Consider the following 20,186-nt stretch of genomic DNA (forward strand, 5'->3'; position numbering starts at 1 on the left):
CCCGCCTCGGCATTATTGCCCACGAGCTGGTCGAGGCCCGGCTCGAAAATCGGCATCCGTCCCGCTTCGATCGCCGCGATCTTGCCCGCATCCTTGTCCACGCAGACCACATCATGGCCGAAATCCGCAAAACAGGCCCCTGACACAAGGCCCACATAACCCGTGCCGATCATCGTGATTTTCATAGCCTTGGACGATCCCCGCTGTAAGGTAAGGCTGCGCCCTAGCACGCGATTTTGATATTATAAAGAGAGCGTGCGCCCCTGTTTTCCAGTGATCACAGGCTGTCGCATGCTGGTTTCAATCCACTGGACTTTGAGAAACGCACCTCCTAACACGAGAGCGAACAAAGGGTATGCCGGGTACTGATGATCAAAATTCCTGAACGTATCGGCAAATTGCCGACTCTCTTTGTCGTGACGGTACTTGTCCCGACCATGATCTCCATCGTGTATTTCACGATGAGTTCCGACGTTTATATGTCGGAGTCGCGGTTTGTCGTTCGTAGTCCTGAAAAGAGCAACACGAGCGGTCTTGGTGCTTTGTTTAGAGCAGGCGGGATGTCGAACGACGCCAATGAGGGCTATGCGACGAAGGATTATATCATTTCGCGCGATGCCCTTGCGGCACTGAACCGGGACAATCTGGTTTCCAACGCCTATGGCAACGATAATGTATCCATCCTCAATCGTTTCAACCCCTTCAACCGGGGCGGCGTAAAGGAAAAGCTGTACAAATATTATAGCGGGAAGGTGGAGGTGGCCCATGACGTCACCTCGTCGATCACTGCCTTGCGGGTGCGGGCCTTTACCCCGCAGGATGCGCACGAGATCAATCGCCGCCTGCTGGTTCAGGCCGAAGCGCTGGTGAATAAATTGAACGGCCGTGCCCGCTCTGACCTCATTAACTATGCCACCGATGAATTGAATGAGGCGAAGGCGGCAGCGCGCACGGCGGCTCTGGCCTTATCCGATTATCGCAATCGCGAAGGCGTCGTGGATCCTGAAAAACAGGCGACCGTCCAGTTGCAGATGATCTCGAAACTGCAGGATGAGATGATTGCGACGCAGACCCAGTTGATTCAGTTACGGGCCTTCACGCCGCAAAACCCGCAAATACCTGTATTGCAGAACCGCGTTCAGTCGCTCAATCGCGAGATCGACAAGCAGACGGGTCTGGTCGCGGGCAACCAGAAATCCCTGGCGGCGACGGCGGCGCAATTCCAGCGTCTGCAACTCGAAAGCCAGTTGGCCGACCGGCAACTTGGCGCGGCTATCAGTTCGCTTCAGGAAGCGCGCAACGAAGCGCGTCGGAAACGGGCCTATGTCGAACGGATCGTAGAACCCAGCAAGCCCGATTATCCCGCCGAGCCGCAACGACTGCGGGGCATATTGAGCACCTTCGTCGTCGGCTTGGTAATTTGGGCCGTGCTGTCGATGCTGGTCAGCGGCGTCAAGGAACATCGCGACTAATGGCGCAGATGCACGAGCCACCGCCGGCCAGTCTGCTGCAATCCTGGGCGATTCAGCGGCGAGTGATTGGTGCATTGTTGATGCGGGAGGTTATTACCCGCTATGGCAGGCATAATATCGGCTTTCTCTGGCTGTTCGTGGAGCCAATGATCTTCACCATCGGTGTCACGCTGCTGTGGACTGCAACCAAAGCGGTCCACGGGTCCGATCTGCCGATTTCTGCCTTCGCTCTGACGGGCTATTCAAGCGTGCTGGTATGGCGCAACATGCCGTCACGCCTTGTTGGTTCGATTGAACCTAATTTGTCGTTAATGTATCATCGCAACGTCAAGGTTATTGATATATTCTCCGCGCGCCTTTTGCTTGAAGCCGTTGGCGTGGGCATTTCCTTTCTCATTTTGACGTTGTTCTTCGCGGCTGTCGGCTGGATTAAGCTGCCGGAAGATCCACTCAAGGTCGTGCTCGGATGGGTGATGCTGGTGTGGTTTGGCTCATCTTTGGGTATGTTCCTGGGAGCCTTGTCGAATCGAAGCGAATTGATCGATAAATTCTGGCACCCGATGGCCTATCTTCTGTTCCCTCTATCAGGCGCGGCATTTCTCGTAGAGTCGCTGCCTGCCGAATTCCGGCAGTGGATTTTATATCTGCCGATGGTGCATGGCGTTGAATGCGTCCGCGACGGCTTCTTCGGGTCCTATTTCACGCCCTATTATGATTTGGGCTATATGGCCCTATGCAATCTTGGCCTGTCATTATTCGCTTTGGCGGAGATACGGCGTGCAAGCCGTAATTTGGTACCCGCATGATTCAGCTACAAAATGTCGGGAAGGCTTATGAAACCCGCCGTGGCCCGCGATGGGTTTTCCGGAACGTCGATCTGACCATAGGGCGGGGCGAAAAGATCGGGATATTGGGTCGGAACGGTGCAGGGAAATCGACGCTGATCCGCGTCATCAGCGGCATCGAGCAGACAAATGAAGGCCGGATCGTCAGCGACATGTCGATCAGTTGGCCGCTGGCATTTTCGGGCGCTTTTCAACAGTCGCTCACCGGCGCTGACAATGTGCGTTTCATCTGCCGGGTCTACAATAAGGATATCCCGGATATAATCGCCTTGGTCGATGAGTTTGCCGAACTGGGTGCCTATATGAACGAGCCGATTAGAAGCTATTCCGCTGGCATGCGCGCTCGCCTTGGCTTCGGTGTATCGCTGGCTGTGGATTTTGACTGTTTCCTCATCGATGAGATCGTTGCGGTCGGCGACGCGCGGTTTCAGCAGAAATGTCATGATGAACTGTTCGTCAAGCGGCGTGATCGGTCGATGATTATCGTGTCGCATAATGATGGCTATATTCGCGAACATTGTGATCGCGCCGGTGTGTTGGCGCAAAATACGCTGACCAATTTTGCGGATATGGATGAAGCTTACGCCTTTTATAAGGCGCATGAGCGGGAATGAACTGGATTGCAGGACTGCTCGATCGGATAATTCCTTCGGCAGCCCGGCGGACGGACCCGCTTCCAGCCGCCCCATGCCGTCTCCTGGTCGATATGTCCACCATCGCCCAACATGATGCCGGAACCGGCATTCAACGGGTAGTACGTGCCATCTGGCTCCATCTTGCCCGTATGCAACTGGACGGCATCCTTGTCCTGCCGGTCGCTGCTACGGCAAGACGGGGCTATGCATTGGCCACGGTGGATGCGGCCAGTGGCGTCCTGTCGTTGCCGTCTGCCGATGCGCCGCTCATGCACGCTGGGCCGGGCGATATCTTTCTGGGCCTTGATCTCGCCGCCCATCGTTTGTCGCGGCACCAGCGGCAGTTGGGGCGCTGGCGTCGCGCTGGAGCTTCCATCAATATCGTGATCTACGACCTGCTGCCGCTGCAGCATCCGCACTGGTTTCCGCGCAGCACAGGGCGTAATTTCAGGAAATGGATCGACGTGGTGGGCCGCATGGCTGATCGGGCCATCTGTATTTCGCAACAGGTTGCCTCTGACTTTCACGCCTGGCTGGCGGCCAGCAAGATCGCGCGGCGCGATGCCATCACCGTGACCGTCATGCCGCTCAGTGGCGCGGTGGATGCGACCAACCCCAGCCGCGGCATCGGGGAGAAGGGGCGGGCGGCAATAGCCCGCGCCGAACAGGCGCGCACCATATTGATGGTCGGCACGATCGAACCGCGCAAAGGCCATGATTGCGTGCTCGATGCCATGGACTATCTTTGGCAAACGCAACCCGCCGAAGCACCCCATGTCCTGATCGTCGGGCGGCCAGGCTGGCGCATGCAAGCCATGCAGGCGCGTCTGGCTGCGCTGGAGGCACAAAGCGACCATCGATTGACATGGCTTAGTCAAGCCTCGGACGAACTGCTCGCGGCGCTCTATGCCCGCGCCGCCCTCGTCGTCATGCCCTCACGCGGTGAAGGCTTCGGCCTGCCGATCGTCGAGGCGTTGCGGCAGAGGCGCAAGGTTTTGGCGCGCGACCTGCCGGTCTTCCGCGAACTGGCGCGACCGGGGCTTTTCTACTTCGATGACGATAGCCCGGCGGCACTTGCAGGCAGCATCCTCGCCACATTGCAGGAAGCTGACCCGCCGATTCCTGTCGGCGAGGAGTGGGACGATAGCGTCGCCATCCTGCTGCACGCCCTTGGTCTGGAGCAAAAAAAAGCCCCTGCCTGACTGTCAGTCTGACCGGGGCTTTTGCCTTCAACCCTGTTCTTTGATCTGCGCCATCATGACTCGCAAATTGTCGCGCCAATGCGGCGTCGGGCCACCCAGCGCCTCGAAGGTCGATGCCTTGTCCAGCACCGAATAATGCGGCCGCGTGGCGGGCGTCGGATAAGCGCTGGTTGGGATCGGAATGATCGTCGCCTTTTGCGTCAACAGGCCGATCGCTAGCGCTTCCTCTTGGATCGCCACGGCAAAGTCGTACCAACTCGCGGCCCCGGCATCGGTATAATGGTGCAGGCCGGTGACGCCTGCGCCCGCCATCGTCCACAGCGCTGCGGCAAGGCCCGGCGCATAGGTCGGTGTCCCGATCTGGTCGGCCACTACGCGCACTTCCGGGCGCTCGGCCATCAAGCGCAACATGGTACGCACGAAATTGCCGCCCGTCGGCGCATAAACCCACGCCGTCCGCACGATCAGCGCATCGGGACCGGCCAGTTGCTCGCCGACCAGCTTGGTGCGGCCATAGGCGCTCAACGGGGCGGTTGGCGCATCGGGCGCATAGGGCACGCCCGCCAGTCCATCGAACACGAAATCGGTGGAGACATGGACGAACCGTGCGCCAACGGCGCGTGCGGCATCGGCCAGCGTGCCGACCGCCGTGCCGTTGATCGCCAGTGCCAGATCCTCTTCCTGCTCCGCCTTATCGACCGCCGTATAGGCAGCGGCGTTGAGCAACAGGTCCGGCTTTTCCTGCGCCAGATAGGCCTGCACCGCGTCAGCCTGGGTGATGTCGAGTTCATCGACATCGACGCAGCTTAGCACGGCTCCGGCCGGTGCCGTCGCCTGCAAACCGCGTCCCAACTGGCCCTTGGCCCCAACGATCACCGCCTTCATGCGAAAGCCTCGATCTCGCCCAGCGCCTGACCCTGCGCATCCTTGCCCGACAGGATCGGCTCGATCCCTTCCAGCGGCCATTCGATGCCCACCGCCGGGTCGTTCCACATCAGCGAATGTTCGGCCGACGGATCATAGGTGGCCGTGCATTTGTAGAGAAATTCGGTGCCATCCTCCAGGCTGATGAAGCCATGGGCAAAGCCGGGCGGCACCCAGAACATCTTCTTGTTCGCGGCGGACAGTTCCAGCCCCACCCATTTGCCGAAATGCGGGCTGGACTTGCGGATATCCACCGCCACGTCCCAGACCCGCCCGGCGACTACGCGGACCAGTTTGCCCTGCGGATTGGGGTTCTGGAAATGCAGCCCGCGCAGTACGCCGCGCGCCGACTTGCTGTGATTGTCCTGCACAAAGTCCAGGTCCAGCCCCGCGGCCTTGAAAGCGTCCGCGTTCCAGCTTTCATAAAAGAAGCCGCGATCGTCGCCGAACACGCGCGGCTCGATGATCAGCGGGCCGGGAATGGCGGTTTCCACGATGTTCATGCGATCGCACCCTTGCCCTTGAGAAGGTCCATCAGATAATTGCCATAGCCGCTCTTGCGCAGCGGCGATGCCACCGCTTCCAACTGGGCGTCATCAATGAAGCCCTGCCGCCAGGCGATTTCTTCGGGGCAGCAAATCTTCAATCCCTGCCGGTCTTCGGTCACACGCACATAGAGCGCGGCATCGAGCAGTGACCCATGCGTTCCGGTATCGAGCCAGGCATAGCCGCGACCCATGATTTCGACCGACAACGAACCTTCTTCGAGATACAGGCGATTGAGATCGGTAATCTCCAGCTCGCCGCGTGGCGAAGGAGCCAGGTCGCGCGCCATGTCGACCGCCCGGCCATCATAGAAATACAGGCCCGTGACGGCGTAGTTTGACTTTGGATCTTCGGGTTTTTCCTCGATCGTCTCGGCCCGGCCATTCGCGTCGAAAGAGACGACGCCATAGGCCTTGGGATCACTGACATAATAGCCAAAGACCGTGGCCCCGCTCTCACGCTCGCTCGCGCGATTCAGCAGGTCGATTAGGCCGTGACCATAGAATATATTATCGCCCAGAACGAGCGTGGAAGGATCGCTGCCAACAAAATCGGCACCGATATGATAGGCCTGCGCCAACCCCTTGGGCTCTGGCTGCACGGCATAGGTCAGGTTGATGCCCAATTCCTTGCCATCGCCAAGCAAGGCCTGGAAAGACGGTGCATCATGGGGTGTCGTGATGATCATGATGTCGCGAATCCCCGACAACATCAATGTCGAGAGCGGATAATATATCATCGGCTTGTCATAAACCGGCATCAATTGCTTGGAGACGCCCTTGGTCAATGGATATAGTCTTGTGCCGGAACCACCCGCCAATATTATTCCCTTACGCACGTCTCACTCCCCATGAAAGGCGTTCGCGGGTCTAAATTGCGCTTGAGACGATTGCAAGATGATGTTGCGATGCCACATGGGGCAAGAGATGCTGGATATTGATTGGATGCATTTTGCCGCGCATCGGCCGGCTGGTGCCGTCAGCAAATCGTCACGCCCTTTGCGTAGGGCATCTGATCTAGCGAAGAGCGGGGGTTTGTCATTGACAGGAAGGGTCTGGCGGTCAGAGATGTGGCGACCAAGGCAAATAGGGGTAGGCTTTAGGTGAACGATACAGTTTCGACTAAGGATGCAAACGCGACGAACAAGCAACCGTCACGGGGACGCTCTGTCGCTGCGCCGCAACAGCAGGCCCAACCTATGAGCATGGGTACGAAGCGGACCGCCGTGCTGGTAGTGGCCATGCATCGTTCCGGCACTAGCGCCCTCTCCCGCACCCTGAACCTGCTTGGGTGTGATATGCCGCCCAAATTAATAGGGGCCGACCAATGGAATTCGCCCGGCTATTGGGAATCGAAGCCGATAAAAGACTTGAATGAAGAAATGCTCGTTTCGGGAGGCTCGGAATGGTGCGAATGGCAGGAATTTAATCCGGATTGGTTCCGCTCCTCTGCCATGCAGCGATTCCGCGATCGCGCCATTGATCTGATGCAAAGTGAATTCGGCGAGTCGCCACTTTTTGTGTTCAAGGACCCGCGTCTATGCGTCTTGATGCCTTTTTGGCGTACGATTTTTGAGCAATTGGATATCGAGCCGGTCGCGATTCATACATTGCGCAACCCCGTAGAGGTTGCTCGCTCGCTGGAACGGCGTAACAAATTTCTGATGTCGCGCGGCGTCTTCATGTGGCTGCGTTACATGCTCGACGGGGAACGCGCCACGCGCGGCATGCGCCGCTTTTTCACCAGCTATGACGAATTGCTGGAGGATACCAGCGGCTTTATCAATCGTTCGGAAGAAGCGCTTGGACTATATTGGCCGCGTAATTCTGATAAAGCACGACGTGAATTGGCGAATTTCTTGAATGATAATATGCGCCATCATAAAGATAGCGCAAAATCGCTTCGAGCGCTGAGCTATGGTGGGAAGTGGGCTGAAACTTGCTTCACTGTTTTTAGCGATTTTGCTGCTAATGGAGAAAATGAAGCGGGTCGGGCAATATTGGACTCGGTTCGGAGTGAATTTAATGTTGCCGGACATGCTTTTGCTTCCATAGCGAAAGACAATGACGAGCGTTTTGCGCGGGTCGCTGAGATTCAACAGGAACGCGATGAAATCAAATCGCGTCAGATCGAAATTGAGAAGCAGGCCGAGTCTTCGAAGGCCGAACTGGATGCCTTGCAGCGGGCGAAGGCCGAACTGGAACAGCGCGAACGGGCAACTCAGGGCGAACGCGATGCGCTGCTGGCCGAAAAACAGGCGTTGGCAGCCACGCTGGCCCAAACCAGTCAGGATTTTGACACGCTAAAGGCCAGCCATGCCGAGATTGAGGCGAAGGCGAAGGCTGCCGAGCAAAAAGCCCATGCTATTCAGCAAGCCAAAATCGCCTTGGAGGAGCGCCATCTCGCTACGCAAAAGGAGCGCAATGGCCTAAGGGAAGATCGCGCCCGACTGGAATCCGAACAGGCGGAGGCGGTCGCTCAGCAGAATGCACTTGCTGCCGAAAAACAGGCGCTGGAAGCGACGCTGGCCCAAATCAGCGCGGACCGCGATGCGCTCAAGGCGCAGGGCGCAGACATCGAAGCCAAGGCGGCGGCCGCACTGGAACGGGCGGATTCGATCCAGCGGGCCAAGACCGCTTTGGAGGAACGTCATCTTGCCACGCAGAAGGAGCGCGATGCCTTAAGGGAGGTGCGCGTTCGGCTCGAAGCCGATCAGGCGGAGGCCGCCAAGCAACAGGCTGCGCTTGCCGCAGAGAAGCAAGCGTTGGCGGCCATGCTGGCCGAAACCAGCGAGGACCGGGATGCGCTGAAAGCGCTTCATGCCGAAGTTGAAGCTCAGGCGGCAACCGCACTGGAACGGGCAGGGGCGATTGAGCGCGCCAAATCCGCTTTGGAGGAACGCCATCTTGCCACGCAGAAGGAGCGGGATGCCCTAAGAGAAGCGCGCGCCCGACTGGAAGCGGAGCAGGCAGCCGCCGCCGAGCAGAATGCGGCGCTCGCGGCTGACAAGCTGGCGTTGGAGCAAGCTGTTGCACAGGCGCAAGAGAAGCAAAATGAACTGGTCACCGGCCAGAGCGAACTTGAAGCGCAACTTGCCGCAGCCCGGCAACAGGCCGATTCGATTCAGCGGGCGAAAATCGCCTTGGAGGAACGCCATCTTGCCACGCAGAAGGAGCGGGATGCCCTAAGAGAAGCGCGCGCCCGACTGGAAGCGGAGCAGGCAGCCGCCGCCGAGCAGAATGCGGCACTCGCGGCTGACAAGCTGGCGCTCGAAGCTGCCGTTGCACAGGCGCAAGAGAAGCAGGCGGAATTGTTTTCCGCCCAGGCCGAGCTCGAAGCCCAACTTGCTGCCGCGCATCAGCAGGCTGAACAAGGCCAGGAAGAAACGCGCGTCTTGGAAGGGCAGTATCTCGCCGCTCAGCAGGAGCGCGATTCGCTTCGCGAAGAGCGCGCACTGCTCGCGACCGAGAAGGCCGAGGCGTTGCAGGAGGTTGCGGCGCTGGAAGCGCAGGCGCTCGCCCTTGACCAGGCTATGGCAGAAGCCCGGCAGCAGCGCGATGCGCTGAGCGCAGCGAACAGCGCGCTTGAAGCGAATTTGGGGAGGGAGACCCAGCGCGCTCAGGCCCTGGAGCAGGCCCAGGCGGCCTTGGAACAAGGCTATCAGACAGCGCGGCAGGAACGGGATGCGGCGCGGGCGGCTCTCGCGGAACGCAACCAGATGGTTGACTCGCTGCATCGGGCGATGGCGGCAAAGGACGAGGCGATCGCAAGCCGCGATCAGGACTTGGCCAGCTTGACCCAAGCGCTGTCGGAGACGGAACAGGCCGTCGCCGACAGCCAGATGAAGGTTAACCAGACCGAGCAGATCGCCCGCGAATGGGAAGATCGTTCGCGGCAGTTGGACGAACAGCTCAAAACGCTGCGCGCCGCCAATGAAGCTGAAATTGCGGATTTGCAGAACCGGCTGGCGCAAACCGAAAGTGCCCTGCGCCAGCGTCAGCTTGAAACAGAGCAGGCCGCCGAAGCGCTATTGGCTGCCAGCAAGCAGGCGCATGAAGACCGTGCCGATTGGGCCGATCGACAGGCGGCGCTTGAAAATCAGCTCGCTGAAGCGGGCCGGAAGGCCGCTGAACTGGAGCGGCACCGCGCCGAGACGGAGGCAGCGCTTCAGGCTCGGTTTGGGGAAATTGCGCTTGTCAGTGAAGAATTGGCGCGGCGCGAGGGCGATCTTTCAGCGGCGCGCTTCGCATTGGACGACCATGCCCGTGCGCTCGAAGCGATCAGCCGGACAGCGCATGACCGGCAGGCCCGCATTCTGGATCTGGAAACGACGGTTGCCGGTCAGTCGACGGATCTCGCAGCGGTAAAGACGGCTCTCGAACGCGATCGCAAAGCGCTGGAGGACGCGCGCACTACCATTGGCGATCGTGATGCAAAGGTGGGAGAGCTTGAAAGTCAGATTCGCGCGCATGAAGCCGCGATATCGAACGCGCTTGATGAGCATGCGCGGACATTGGAAACGATCAATCGAACAGCGCAAGAGCGGCAGGCCCGCATTTTGGATCTGGAAACGACGGTTGCCGGTCAGTCGACGGATCTCGCGGCGCTAGAGAATGCCCTCGAACAGGATCGCAAAGCGCTTGAAACCATGCGTGCCGCCGTCGGCGATCGTGATGCGAAGGTCGGAGAGCTTGAAGACCAGATCCGCGCCCGCGAAACGGCCCTGTCGGCGGCGCAAGACGAACAGGTGCGACAGCGCAGCGCGCTGGACGAGATGCGGCAGTCCGTCAGTGACCGGGATAAGCAGGTCGCCGAACTGGAAACGGCCCTGGAACAGCGACGGACCAAGCTAGCGGCCGTACAGGGCGAGTTGGACAAGCATCGTCAGGCGCTCGAACAGATGGAACGGCTCGCCAGCGAACGCGGCGCGCAAGTCGAAGCGCTGAGCGATACGCTCGAACAGCGCAGCGCGCATCTGGCTGGTGTCAGCCGTGAATTGGAGGAGACGCGCCAGGGATTTGCGGAACAGCAGACCGTGGTGGAGCAGAAGGATGCGCGTATCCGGCAACTCTCGACGATCATCGACGATAATCAAAATGAGACGAATAAACGCTATTTGCAGATTTCGCAGTTGAAAGAGGGTTTGGCCGAGCATCAACGCCGCATTGCCGAAGAACAGGCCGCGAAGGCGCAATTGCGTATTGAGTTGGCCAAGCATGGTGAGGAAATTGACCGCGCGCAGGAAACTCTGCAGGATAGAAATATACGGTTAATGAAAGCCGAAGCCGCGCATCGGGCCGTGCTGGCCGACCTGGAGAAGGCGAAAGAGGAGGCCGGTCGGCAAAAGGAAATGCTGCGGGCGACAATGCTGGCCAAGCAAGCCGAAGTAAGTGAAAGGGACCGAAAGGTCGAGGGTGCGTGCGCCGCCAGCCTGCTCGTGTATCAGCAAATGTCCAAGACGCTTCAGACGATGCTTGCCCAGGCCGTATTGCCCTTTCCTGCTTTGACCGCAAAAATGACAGAGCAGCGTCAGCGCCGCATCGTGAAGGACCATGCGGAGTTTGACGCCGATTGGTATCTGGCAAATTATTCCGATGTGGCCGATTCCGGCATGGACCCGGTGCTTCACTTCATAAATTACGGCCTTGGGGAAGGGCGTTCCCCCAACGCTGCGACGGAGGCATTGCGTCGGGCATCTTTCTGACGGTCAGGAACAGAATGAGCGCGGCCAGCCGCTCGGCGGCTATGGCCACGCCCTAATCCGCGCAGACTGCTGCCTGACGATCATCAATCGCGCGGCGAAAACGGCAGAACCCTTCCTATTTTCGTCGCGCAATACGCGCTAATCCAGCATCGACTACCTTGCATAGCAGCGCCGGATCAGCGGTGAAATCGGCATTCCCCAATTGCGATGGATCTGCGCTCTCGCCGAAAATGAAAGAGAATGTCTGGCCCCTTATGCCGGCCATGTCCCAATAGAAAAATTCATGCCCATGATCGGGGCTGAGCGTCACGACTTCGCAGTGTTCAGGGGCCCACAAGATGTTGGCCATCATGACATCGGTTGTCCCCACGACCATTTCCGCCTCGGCAAACAGGGCAACCTGTTCATCGATGCTCATCGCCTGTGTCGCGACCGCGCTGAAGCCACGCTTCGTCAACTGGCTCAGAATATCGGGTTCGTTCAACAATCGGCGCCGCGTCGCATCGTCTCGGCTGATATAAAGTCGGCGATGCACCTTACCATGCGGCACCTGGGCCAGGATTTGTGCGGATATATGGCGCAGCCCGGTAAAATCATGGGTGTGGCTGTGGATCGAATTGGCCGTGATGAAATGAAGCAGGTCGAATTGCGTCGGTTCCGCTCCCAGCCAGAGGATGTCCGCTTCGTCCACACCCATCCATTGCAGCGTCCGCTGGCGCATCGCCCGCATATTGGCTGGATTGGCGGGCACCGCAAACAGCATCGACTGGTTGGGGAACATGGCCCGGAACTCTCTCACCCGCGGCAATAACTCCCCAAGCCAGTGTGCGACATTGCTATCCCCCGCTTTCCGCAAGAGCAGCGTGGGGCGAGTTTCACGGCGGACGATGGCATTATCGTCAGGCGGCGCAATGTCGCGCCCATCGACAATTGTCTCCTGGACAACCACACCCTGTTCAGACCGCACAAATCCATTCTGGAAGACAACGGCATTGCGCATGGTGGCCAAAAAGGCGGTCGGCAGCCGCGCTACATCCCGCTTGAGGACCGCTTCGGTTCGACTTTGCCAAACACCCTTAAGCTGTTCGACATTGGCGAACTGCGGCATCATGCTCGGATAGGTGTGTACGCGATCGAGCCTGCGGAGCGTCGCTCCACATTTGGCCGCATCCTCTACTTGGAAAATATGGTTATCGGTCATCGTTTATAATGGTTATTACAAATTTCATTCTTCTGAAAGTGAATCAAACGCTCTCACATCAAAATATTCAGTATCAGAGCATCATATTGAGGGAGGGTCTTTTGCAGGCCGAATGACTGCAAGGCGCTTTTCTTGATCGCATCGCGCTTGGATAGGTTAGACTTTGCCTGTTTAAGCGCAGCTTCCAGTGCTGCGGTCCAGGCATGAACGTCATTGTCGACCAGCGTCAGACTCTCGATCTCTGCCTCCATATTCTGGAAGGATACGACATTTGACGCCAAGACTGGTAGGCCGAGCGCAGTGGCTTCCATGACCTTCAGTCCGCTTTTATGTTGATTAAATTGGGTATCCATCAGCGGCGCTATCGCGAAATCGAAATCTTTCGCTTGTTCCCGTAGCCATGGCACGAAGTAGCCATAATTTTCGACCCCAGCAGGCACAGCTATCCGTTCCGCCCACTCCGGCAATGAGTCATTATGAACACCTACCACAGCCAAGCGAAAATTCGGGTATTGAGCAGCAATGTGTTCGAGCGCAGGATGGATCATTGCTAAATCTTCGCCATGCGTCACACTACCAAAATATAGCGCGCGTATAATAGTATCAGGTTGTCGCGCTTCGCTATAGCCTCGCCAAAGTGGCTCACTTATGCGGTTGGGTAATATATCAATCTGCTTATTAATATCGGCCAAATGGGTCATCAACTGTGGCGTCGATACAGTTATTCCCTTGGATTCGGTCAATAAACGACGCAGATAGGGGGCGTAAGCTTCATAGCTGCCGTTGGGATCTTTGTCTGCGGGTACATCTAACAAATTATCGTCGAGATCCACCGCATAGCCCACTCCCGCCGTTTTGAACGCAGCTATAAGCGGGTCGACCATAGTTGCGGGAATGACGTTGCGCTGAATGATAGCCCCGTCGATCGATTTGGCGTGCAAATTGGCGAGCAGGCTGTCGGGCGCCATCCGCACGAAGACGGCATCGCGCTCGAAGCCATTGCGGGTGCGTTCCCACACACGAACATCGGTGGAGGCGTTCTCCCGTTGCAACCGACGCTCCGAAGGGGCCGTTACGGCTATGATTGGGGCGGGTTTGAGCCCACGGGCTTGGCGATATACGTTAAGATAGCGGCCTCCCATCAACTGCGTGGTTTCGCCCGGTCCCGTCATATCCTGCCATGCGGCGATTGCGGCATCCACGCGATCCTGTTCGATTGGATCAAAGGCCAGGGTCAGTATCTGCGTATACAGGTCTTGAATATTTTCGTGTGGTAGCACCCATCCAGCGCCGCTTTTGCGCACGCGGGTCGCCACTGTCGGAAAATCAAATACCAAAGGTGGAATGCCAACAGACCATAATTCGGTTAGAGTATGACAGTACGTCTCGTCCCATACCGAGAATACCGCGCCGAGATGGATGTTCAGCGCTTTCACGCGCTTCGCAAACTCGTCCCTTTTATATGTGCCATGGACGATAAGGCGCGGGTGGCTAATTCCTCGCGTGCTGTCGATCTTGCCGAGCACGTGAAATTCGATCAGGCCTGCCCTGTCTTCATTCAACAAATCCCTTATAATTCCCAGTCCCTTGGCCATGCTGATGTTCCCAGGAACAAGGATACGCAAAGGCTCGCCGTGGCGGGGGCGTTTCCGCAGGAAACACAGTTCGGAGAAATTGCGTCCATGCGGGATGACATGAAAACACTCGGACGAAATGCCGGGGAGATATGTCAAAATTGTATCACGGGCGCTCTCTGATGTCGTCACAAAGGCATCGCATGGCGCAAGTGCTTGCTCGAAACGCTCACGCCAATAGCTGATCCATTGCGCGTCAACGGGTGGCATGTTTTCCACCGGCCACAATTCGGGAAGAGCCAGGCCGTTGAGTTTTTCAAGGTCGCCGCCGTAAAATGTCCCGTCGGTACGCAATAGTTTGATCGAGGGACAAAGAGCATAGAAATCGTGAAATGAGAAAACGACCGTGCAGCCTTGTGCCTTGGCCACGCGCGGCAGGTTCAAGCTATGCCAGGCGAGATGTCTGATATGTACCAGTTCGAAATCATAGCAGCGAAGCCACTCCGCAACAACCGCATCATATTCCGAGGAGGTATGGCGGATCGGCTCCAATCTCTCTTGAAGTTCGTGCCGCGCAACTTCCTCAAAATTATCGCCTTCGCGACGCATCAGGAAAATATGCTTGCTGTCGCACCGCATCAGCCAGGAATCAAATCCGTCAGCAAGAGCGCCCATCAGATCCAGGTTGGTCTGAGGGGTTCCTCCGGTTTGAGTGGCGACCACGAACAATAGACGGGGCTGCGTTTCGCGTGGAATAGCACAGTCCCGTTGGGCCAGCCGCGCTTGCATCCGCGCGAGGCCGAGGTCAGGATCGGTCGAATAGGCACGAATAGCCGTCTTATATTCCGGATATCGCGCGTCAATGACGGCGCGGCCCGCTTTCATCAGATCGGTCTTGGCTTCGCCGAAGCTTTTGGATCGATCATGAAAAACATAGGTACGATCGTCGATCAGATTTGACCAACCGGCTCGACCCGCCCGCATGCAGAAGTCGTTTTCCTCGCCATAGCCACGCGGAAAGGCCGCTTCGTCCAGCGCGCCGATTTCATTGATGCACGCCCGATTAACGAACATGCAAAATCCGTTGCCGGTCGGCACGATCGGGTAGAGGCCCATGCTCCTGCGGCGGAATGCGCGCGCATAGGTGACTTCATCGACGCCCGGCGGCAATTCATTGTCGTTGCCGATCATGGGTGCGGAAAAGGCACCCGCGCGATCCGACATGGCAGTGACGGTGGCGACACGGGGACGCGAACTGGCAGCCGTCAACATGCCCTCCAGCCAGCCGGGCGTGACGCGCGCGTCGCTGTTGAGCAAGACAGCATGTTTCTGTCCGACGTCCGTCAATCCCCGGTTCACCGTGCGCGTAAAGCCCAGATTGGTTTCGTTACGTAAAACGCGCATGTTCGGATAGCTTTGGGCGCGCTCCATCAGTTCGGCTATCCGACCGTCGGGCGACGCATCATCGATGAACAGGATTTCGACATCGCCCGGCGTAAAGGCGGCGAGGCGATTGATGCAATTCTCCACATCATCATAAGCATTATAGACCGGAACGATGATTGCCGTATCCTGCGGCATGATGGGCGCGGTCTGGCCATGGCGAGGGCTTCGCCGCCTCGCTCCTTCGATCGTGACTGTCTGCGTTTCTATCTGACCGTCTGGCATTCGCAGGGAAACGGCATAGGTGCCCGATCCCAGATCTGCGAGCGGAAGAGTTGCACGGATACCCCCGATGCCGTCCGACAGTCCGGCGCGTAAGAGATCATTACGTCGATATTCGTTACGAACTGCCTTGAACAATACGCCATCAATCAAGATATCGACCGAAAAACATTCGGCGGGATCGAGCGTATTGACCACCCAGCCGCGCAGTTCGGATTTCGACACGCTTTCAATCCGGGCCTTGCAGGCATAAGCAGGCGCGGATTGCTCAGGCTCGAATTCCACCACCTCAGGCGCGGATTGCATGGTTACCATCCCGCTCAGCGCGGACGATCCATCGGATGCCAGAACGATGTCCACCAGCACTGCCGTGCCGTTCTGAATTACCGTGCCATCCGGCAGCGCGTCAGGCAGCGTGCCCGCAAATCCACAACAGGCCTGGTCAAAGCCGGCTGCCATCACGTCCGGCCGTAACACATCGGCCAACAAGCCGGTGACGACCCGCTGGCCCTCGATCAGAATGTCGATGGTCAACGGATCATCCATATGTTCCGCCTTCACCCACCCTATGACGACGCCATTTCTAATCTCGTCAATATGGCCGATGAAGCTTGGCGGTATAGCCGACTCTTCGGAATTTGGCGCGATTTGGGGCAGGGTATCGTTCATACAGCCACTCTGATTATTGTGTCGCAAGCAAAAGCACTTGATGACCGGAGGTGAGATGTGTCGCGCTCTTGATATATAAATGTGATCGACCGTCCACCCCACTTTTTCCATAAATTTGGCGCAGTGCAGCGAGATGGTCGCGCCCTCATCACAAATTTGCAATGCTGTGGCTATGCGTCAGGCCGCTCGCCTTTGTTACTTAATGATGCGTTGCATGATAAATGACTTCGCACTTGCGTTGATCTTCTGCTTCTTTCGGTCTATCCTTCTCGCCCGATAACAATGCATGTCTTTCCGTGATGGAAAGAGCGATGCCATACAGGTCGCAATGGGGGAGCGTGCCGGTCTGGGCGGTTCGGTGCCGTTGAATCGATATGGATTGTACGGGGGATTTTGTGAGTCAGATCAATGTGGCCGCCGCAGTGTCTGCGCAGGATGTAGCGCGGATCAAGCAATCGGGTCTGTTCGATGAGGAATGGTATCTGCGTACCTATCCGGATGTCAGCATTTTGCAGATGGACCCGGTCGAACATTATCTCTGGCTTGGCGCGCGGCTGAAGCGCGATCCGTCGCCCCATTTCAGCACGACCGCCTATCTGGAGGTCAACCCCGACGTCCGCGACGCAGGTGCCAATCCGCTGGCCCACTATGCCAAGAACGGACAGCGCGAAGGCCGCAAGATCGCCCCGCGCCGCCGTGCGGCCGACCCCGCCGCCTGGCGTCAGGGTGCGATCGATGTGATCGACACCGCGCCTTCGGTGCTGCTGTGCGCGCATGAGGTCAATCCGCAGATGTTCGGCGGTGAACGCAGCTTCATCGACGCGCTCGCGCAGATGAAGCTCAACGTCTATGTGGCTGTCCCGCGCGAAGGCAATCCCGACTATATCGAGCTGTTGCGGCAGAAAAGCTGCGGCCTCTATTCCTTCCCTTATTTCCAGTGGACGAAGAATCGCGGGCCCGACGAAACCTCGATCGAGGATTTCATCCACATCATCGAACGGCGCAATATCAGCCTCGTCTATTGCAACACCATCGTCCTGGTCGATCCGCTGATCGCCGCGCGCCGCGCCGGTCGCTTGACCGCCATCCATGCCCGCGAACTGATCGACCATGACGAGCATCTGTGCGACCGCATGGGGATGGACGCGGCCGGGATCATCAAGCGCATCCTGCAACAGACCGATTATGTCATCGCCAATTCCGCCGCGACGCAAAAGCTGTTCGCGCACAGCCGGCGCAGCTTCCACGTCCCCAATGTCGCCAAGGTCGATTCGCTCGACATGCCCAATGTCGTGGGCGAGAATGTGGTGTTCGGCATCGTCAGCTCCAACATCCCCAAAAAGGGCATTGCCGATTTCGTGGAGGTCGCGCGCCGGGCGGAGGAACTGGTGCCTAACGCCCGCTTCCGCGTCATCGGCCCGGAAAATGCCTATGTCGAGGAATTGAAGGCCGCCGGCCTGCCCGGCAATCTCGAATTTGCGGGCTATGCCGACAGCCCGGCCGAAGCGATGGCGCAGCTCAATGTCGTGATGGCGCTTTCCCACTTCGCCGAATCCTTCGGTCGTACCGTCGCCGAGGCGCAGGCTGCGCGGCGGCCGGTGATCGGCTATCGCTGGGGCGCGGTGCCCGAATTGATCGACGATGGCCAGACCGGCTTCCTGGTCGGCTACAAGGATGTCGAGGCGGTGGTCGCGCGCGTCAACACGCTATGCAAGGATCCCGGCCTGATCGCGACCATGGGCGAAGCCGGGCGCGAAAAAATCCTCCGCCAATTCTCGCCAGTGGTGCTGCGCAACAATCTGCGCCACGCGCTGTCCGCGATCCTGGCGGAGGAAATCCCGCTGCGCGACGATGAGACGCGCCGACTCACCATCATCGTGCCGGTCTACAACGCGCCCGAAGCGGTCGAGCGCTGCCTCACCTCTGTGCTGGCCAAGACCGATCTCACCCGCGACCGCGTGTTGATGATCAATGACGGCAGCAGCAACGAACTGGTGCAGCCCCTGCTGGATCGCTTCGCCCGCCATCCCGGCTTCCATCTGCTCGTGAACCCGCAGAATATGGGCTACACCCGCACCATCAATCGCGGCATCCGCTGGGCCGAGGGTGACGATATCCTGCTGCTCAACAGCGATACGATCGTCCATGACGGCTGGATCGAAGGCATGCGCAAGATTGCCTTTGGCACGCCCAAGGCGGGCACGGTCACGGCCATGGGCGACAATTCGGGCAGCTTCTCCTTCCCGGTCGCCAATATCGTCAATGCCAAGCCCGACGATATGAGCCATGACGACTGGGCCAAGCGGATCATCGCCTTCACCCAGGTTTCCGAACCGATCGACGTGCCGACCGGCAATGGCTTCTGCCTCTATATCCGCCGTGACCTGATGGACCATATCGGCCTGTTCGACGAAGAGACGTTCCCGCGCGGCTATGGCGAGGAAAATGATTTCTGCATGCGGACGATCAAGGCCGGGTGGAAGAATTTCATCACCCCCCATGCCTATGTCTTCCACCAGCGCACCGCCAGCTTCGGCGGCGAAAAGGACGGCCTCATCAAGAGCGCGATGGAGATCGTTCACCAACGCTATCCCGACTATGCCCGCCGGGTAAAATCCGCCTTCGGGTCGGGCCGGATGAAGGCGCTGCGCGCGCTGTCGGCCAAGGCGTTCGAGGGCGGCCCCGTGCCGACGCCCCCCGCGTGGCGCACCGCGCCGGTCGGCGAACCGATCGCGCATAACGGCTATCGCGCTGGCCCGGAAAAGCGCTTCCTCTCGCTCAACCAGATGGTGATCGACTGGCACAGCGTTCGCGGCCAGGCGCCGCAGCGCGATCCCGACCTCGTCTCGATCATCGTATGCGTCTTCAACCAATATTCGCTGACCAACAAATGTCTCAACGCGCTCGTCCGCCATTGCGGCCGGGCGAAGGTCGAGATCATCATGGTCAATAATGGCAGCGACGAGGAAACGTCGGGCCTGCTCGACAGTTGGGCGGAGCGGGACGGGCGGGTCACCGTCATCCATAATTTCGACAATCTCAACTTCTCGCTCGGCAATAATGTCGGCTTTGCCGCGTCGCAGGGCGCGCGGGTCGTCTTCCTCAACAATGATACCGAAGTGCAGGCCGGGTGGATGGAGCCGCTGCTCGCCCCGCTCGCCGACCCGGAAGTCAAGGGGACGCAGCCCAAATTGCTCTACCCCGACGGGCGCCTCCAGTGCATGGGCGTGGTTTTTTCCGGCAAGACGGCGCTTGGCTATCCCATCTATGTCGATGAAGCCGCCGATTCCCCGCTGGTAAAGGATAATCGCCGCTTCCGGGCCATCACCGGCGCCTGCTTCGCGATGCGCGCTACGGATTTCGCGGCGGTCGGCGGCTTCGATCCGGTCTTCATCAACGGCCAGGAAGATATCGACCTTTGCTATCGAGTCGGCCATGGGGCCAATGTGTTCGAATATGTGGCGGGTTCCACCGTCATCCATCATGAAGGCCGCACCAAGGGCCGCGGTCGCTTTATCACCCACAACCGCTACAGCTACGCCGCGCGCTGGAGCAACGCCTTCCCCGGCGACGATGTCGATCATTATACCAGGGACGGCTTCACCGTCGCCGAATATCAGATCGACCGCCCGGAACTGGAAGAAACGGGCATTGCCTGCTGGCGGGCGAAGATCGTGGAGGCCGAGAGCGAACCGATCGCTCAAGCTGGTTAAAATTTAGGTTGCAGAGATTAACTGAGAGATGCCATC

General features: G+C 58.5%; 12 protein-coding genes and 1 pseudogene. 7 read left to right on the plus strand and 6 right to left on the minus strand.

The features are described from left to right. A pseudogene (locus tag V2I08_RS14515) lies at positions 1-185 on the minus strand (UDP-glucose 6-dehydrogenase); the annotation flags it as partial. A gap of 183 nt (positions 186-368) precedes the next feature. Between V2I08_RS14515 and V2I08_RS14520 the strand changes: the two are divergent. The 4 genes from V2I08_RS14520 (at position 369) to V2I08_RS14535 (ending at position 4,154) form a co-directional block, all read left to right on the plus strand. Further along, positions 369-1,472, plus strand: a complete 1,104-nt coding sequence (locus V2I08_RS14520; protein ID WP_349635763.1) for a hypothetical protein — start codon at positions 369-371, stop codon at positions 1,470-1,472. After that, complete coding sequence (locus tag V2I08_RS14525) at positions 1,472-2,278, plus strand: ABC transporter permease (RefSeq protein ID WP_349635764.1); 807 nt, start codon at positions 1,472-1,474, stop codon at positions 2,276-2,278. The genes V2I08_RS14520 and V2I08_RS14525 overlap by 1 nt, the downstream gene beginning before the upstream one ends. Continuing rightward, positions 2,275-2,931, plus strand: a complete 657-nt coding sequence (locus tag V2I08_RS14530) for an ABC transporter ATP-binding protein (RefSeq protein WP_349635765.1) — start codon at positions 2,275-2,277, stop codon at positions 2,929-2,931. Before V2I08_RS14525 ends, V2I08_RS14530 begins: the two co-directional genes overlap by 4 nt. A gap of 92 nt (positions 2,932-3,023) precedes the next feature. Further along, positions 3,024-4,154: a glycosyltransferase gene (locus V2I08_RS14535; RefSeq protein WP_349635766.1), complete on the plus strand. Its 1,131-nt coding sequence runs from the start codon at positions 3,024-3,026 to the stop codon at positions 4,152-4,154. A gap of 27 nt (positions 4,155-4,181) precedes the next feature. Here the strand turns inward: V2I08_RS14535 and rfbD are convergent, their stop codons facing one another. Genes rfbD through rfbA form a run of 3 tightly spaced genes read right to left on the minus strand, consistent with a single transcriptional unit; the run spans position 4,182 to position 6,462 of the window. Further along, positions 4,182-5,039 carry a dTDP-4-dehydrorhamnose reductase gene (rfbD, locus tag V2I08_RS14540; protein WP_349635767.1) on the minus strand — a complete coding sequence of 286 codons (858 nt, stop codon included), beginning with the start codon at positions 5,037-5,039 and terminating at the stop codon, positions 4,182-4,184. After that, positions 5,036-5,581, minus strand: coding sequence for a dTDP-4-dehydrorhamnose 3,5-epimerase (rfbC, locus tag V2I08_RS14545; protein ID WP_069065107.1), 546 nt, complete (start codon positions 5,579-5,581; stop codon positions 5,036-5,038). The genes rfbD and rfbC overlap by 4 nt, the downstream gene beginning before the upstream one ends. Next, positions 5,578-6,462 (minus strand): glucose-1-phosphate thymidylyltransferase RfbA, encoded by an 885-nt coding sequence (rfbA, locus tag V2I08_RS14550; protein ID WP_349635768.1) that lies wholly within the window; start codon positions 6,460-6,462, stop codon positions 5,578-5,580. Before rfbA ends, rfbC begins: the two co-directional genes overlap by 4 nt. Before the next feature lie 711 nt (positions 6,463-7,173). Between rfbA and V2I08_RS14555 the strand changes: the two genes are divergently transcribed. Further along, entirely contained in the window at positions 7,174-11,328 is a 4,155-nt protein-coding gene (locus tag V2I08_RS14555; protein WP_349635769.1) for a hypothetical protein, read from the plus strand. A 115-nt stretch (positions 11,329-11,443) separates the two neighbouring features. Here the strand turns inward: V2I08_RS14555 and V2I08_RS14560 are convergent, their stop codons facing one another. After that, positions 11,444-12,109 carry a glycosyltransferase family 61 protein gene (locus V2I08_RS14560; protein WP_349635770.1) on the minus strand — a complete coding sequence of 222 codons (666 nt, stop codon included), beginning with the start codon at positions 12,107-12,109 and terminating at the stop codon, positions 11,444-11,446. Between the two features lie 42 nt (positions 12,110-12,151). On the opposite strand from V2I08_RS14560, the gene V2I08_RS14565 reads away from it, so the two are divergent. After that, on the plus strand, positions 12,152-12,538 hold the full coding sequence (locus V2I08_RS14565; protein ID WP_349635771.1) for a hypothetical protein: 387 nt from the start codon (positions 12,152-12,154) through the stop codon (positions 12,536-12,538). Positions 12,539-12,582: 44 nt separating this feature from the next. On the opposite strand, the gene V2I08_RS14570 is transcribed toward V2I08_RS14565, so the two are convergent. Then, positions 12,583-16,437, minus strand: coding sequence for a glycosyltransferase (locus V2I08_RS14570; RefSeq protein ID WP_349635772.1), 3,855 nt, complete (start codon positions 16,435-16,437; stop codon positions 12,583-12,585). Positions 16,438-16,832: 395 nt separating this feature from the next. On the opposite strand from V2I08_RS14570, the gene V2I08_RS14575 reads away from it, so the two are divergent. Then, complete coding sequence (locus tag V2I08_RS14575) at positions 16,833-20,150, plus strand: glycosyltransferase (protein ID WP_349635773.1); 3,318 nt, start codon at positions 16,833-16,835, stop codon at positions 20,148-20,150. Positions 20,151-20,186 lie beyond the last annotated feature (36 nt).

Source organism: Sphingobium sp. MK2 (assembly GCF_040170545.1).
Classification (GTDB): Bacteria; Pseudomonadota; Alphaproteobacteria; order Sphingomonadales; family Sphingomonadaceae; genus Sphingobium.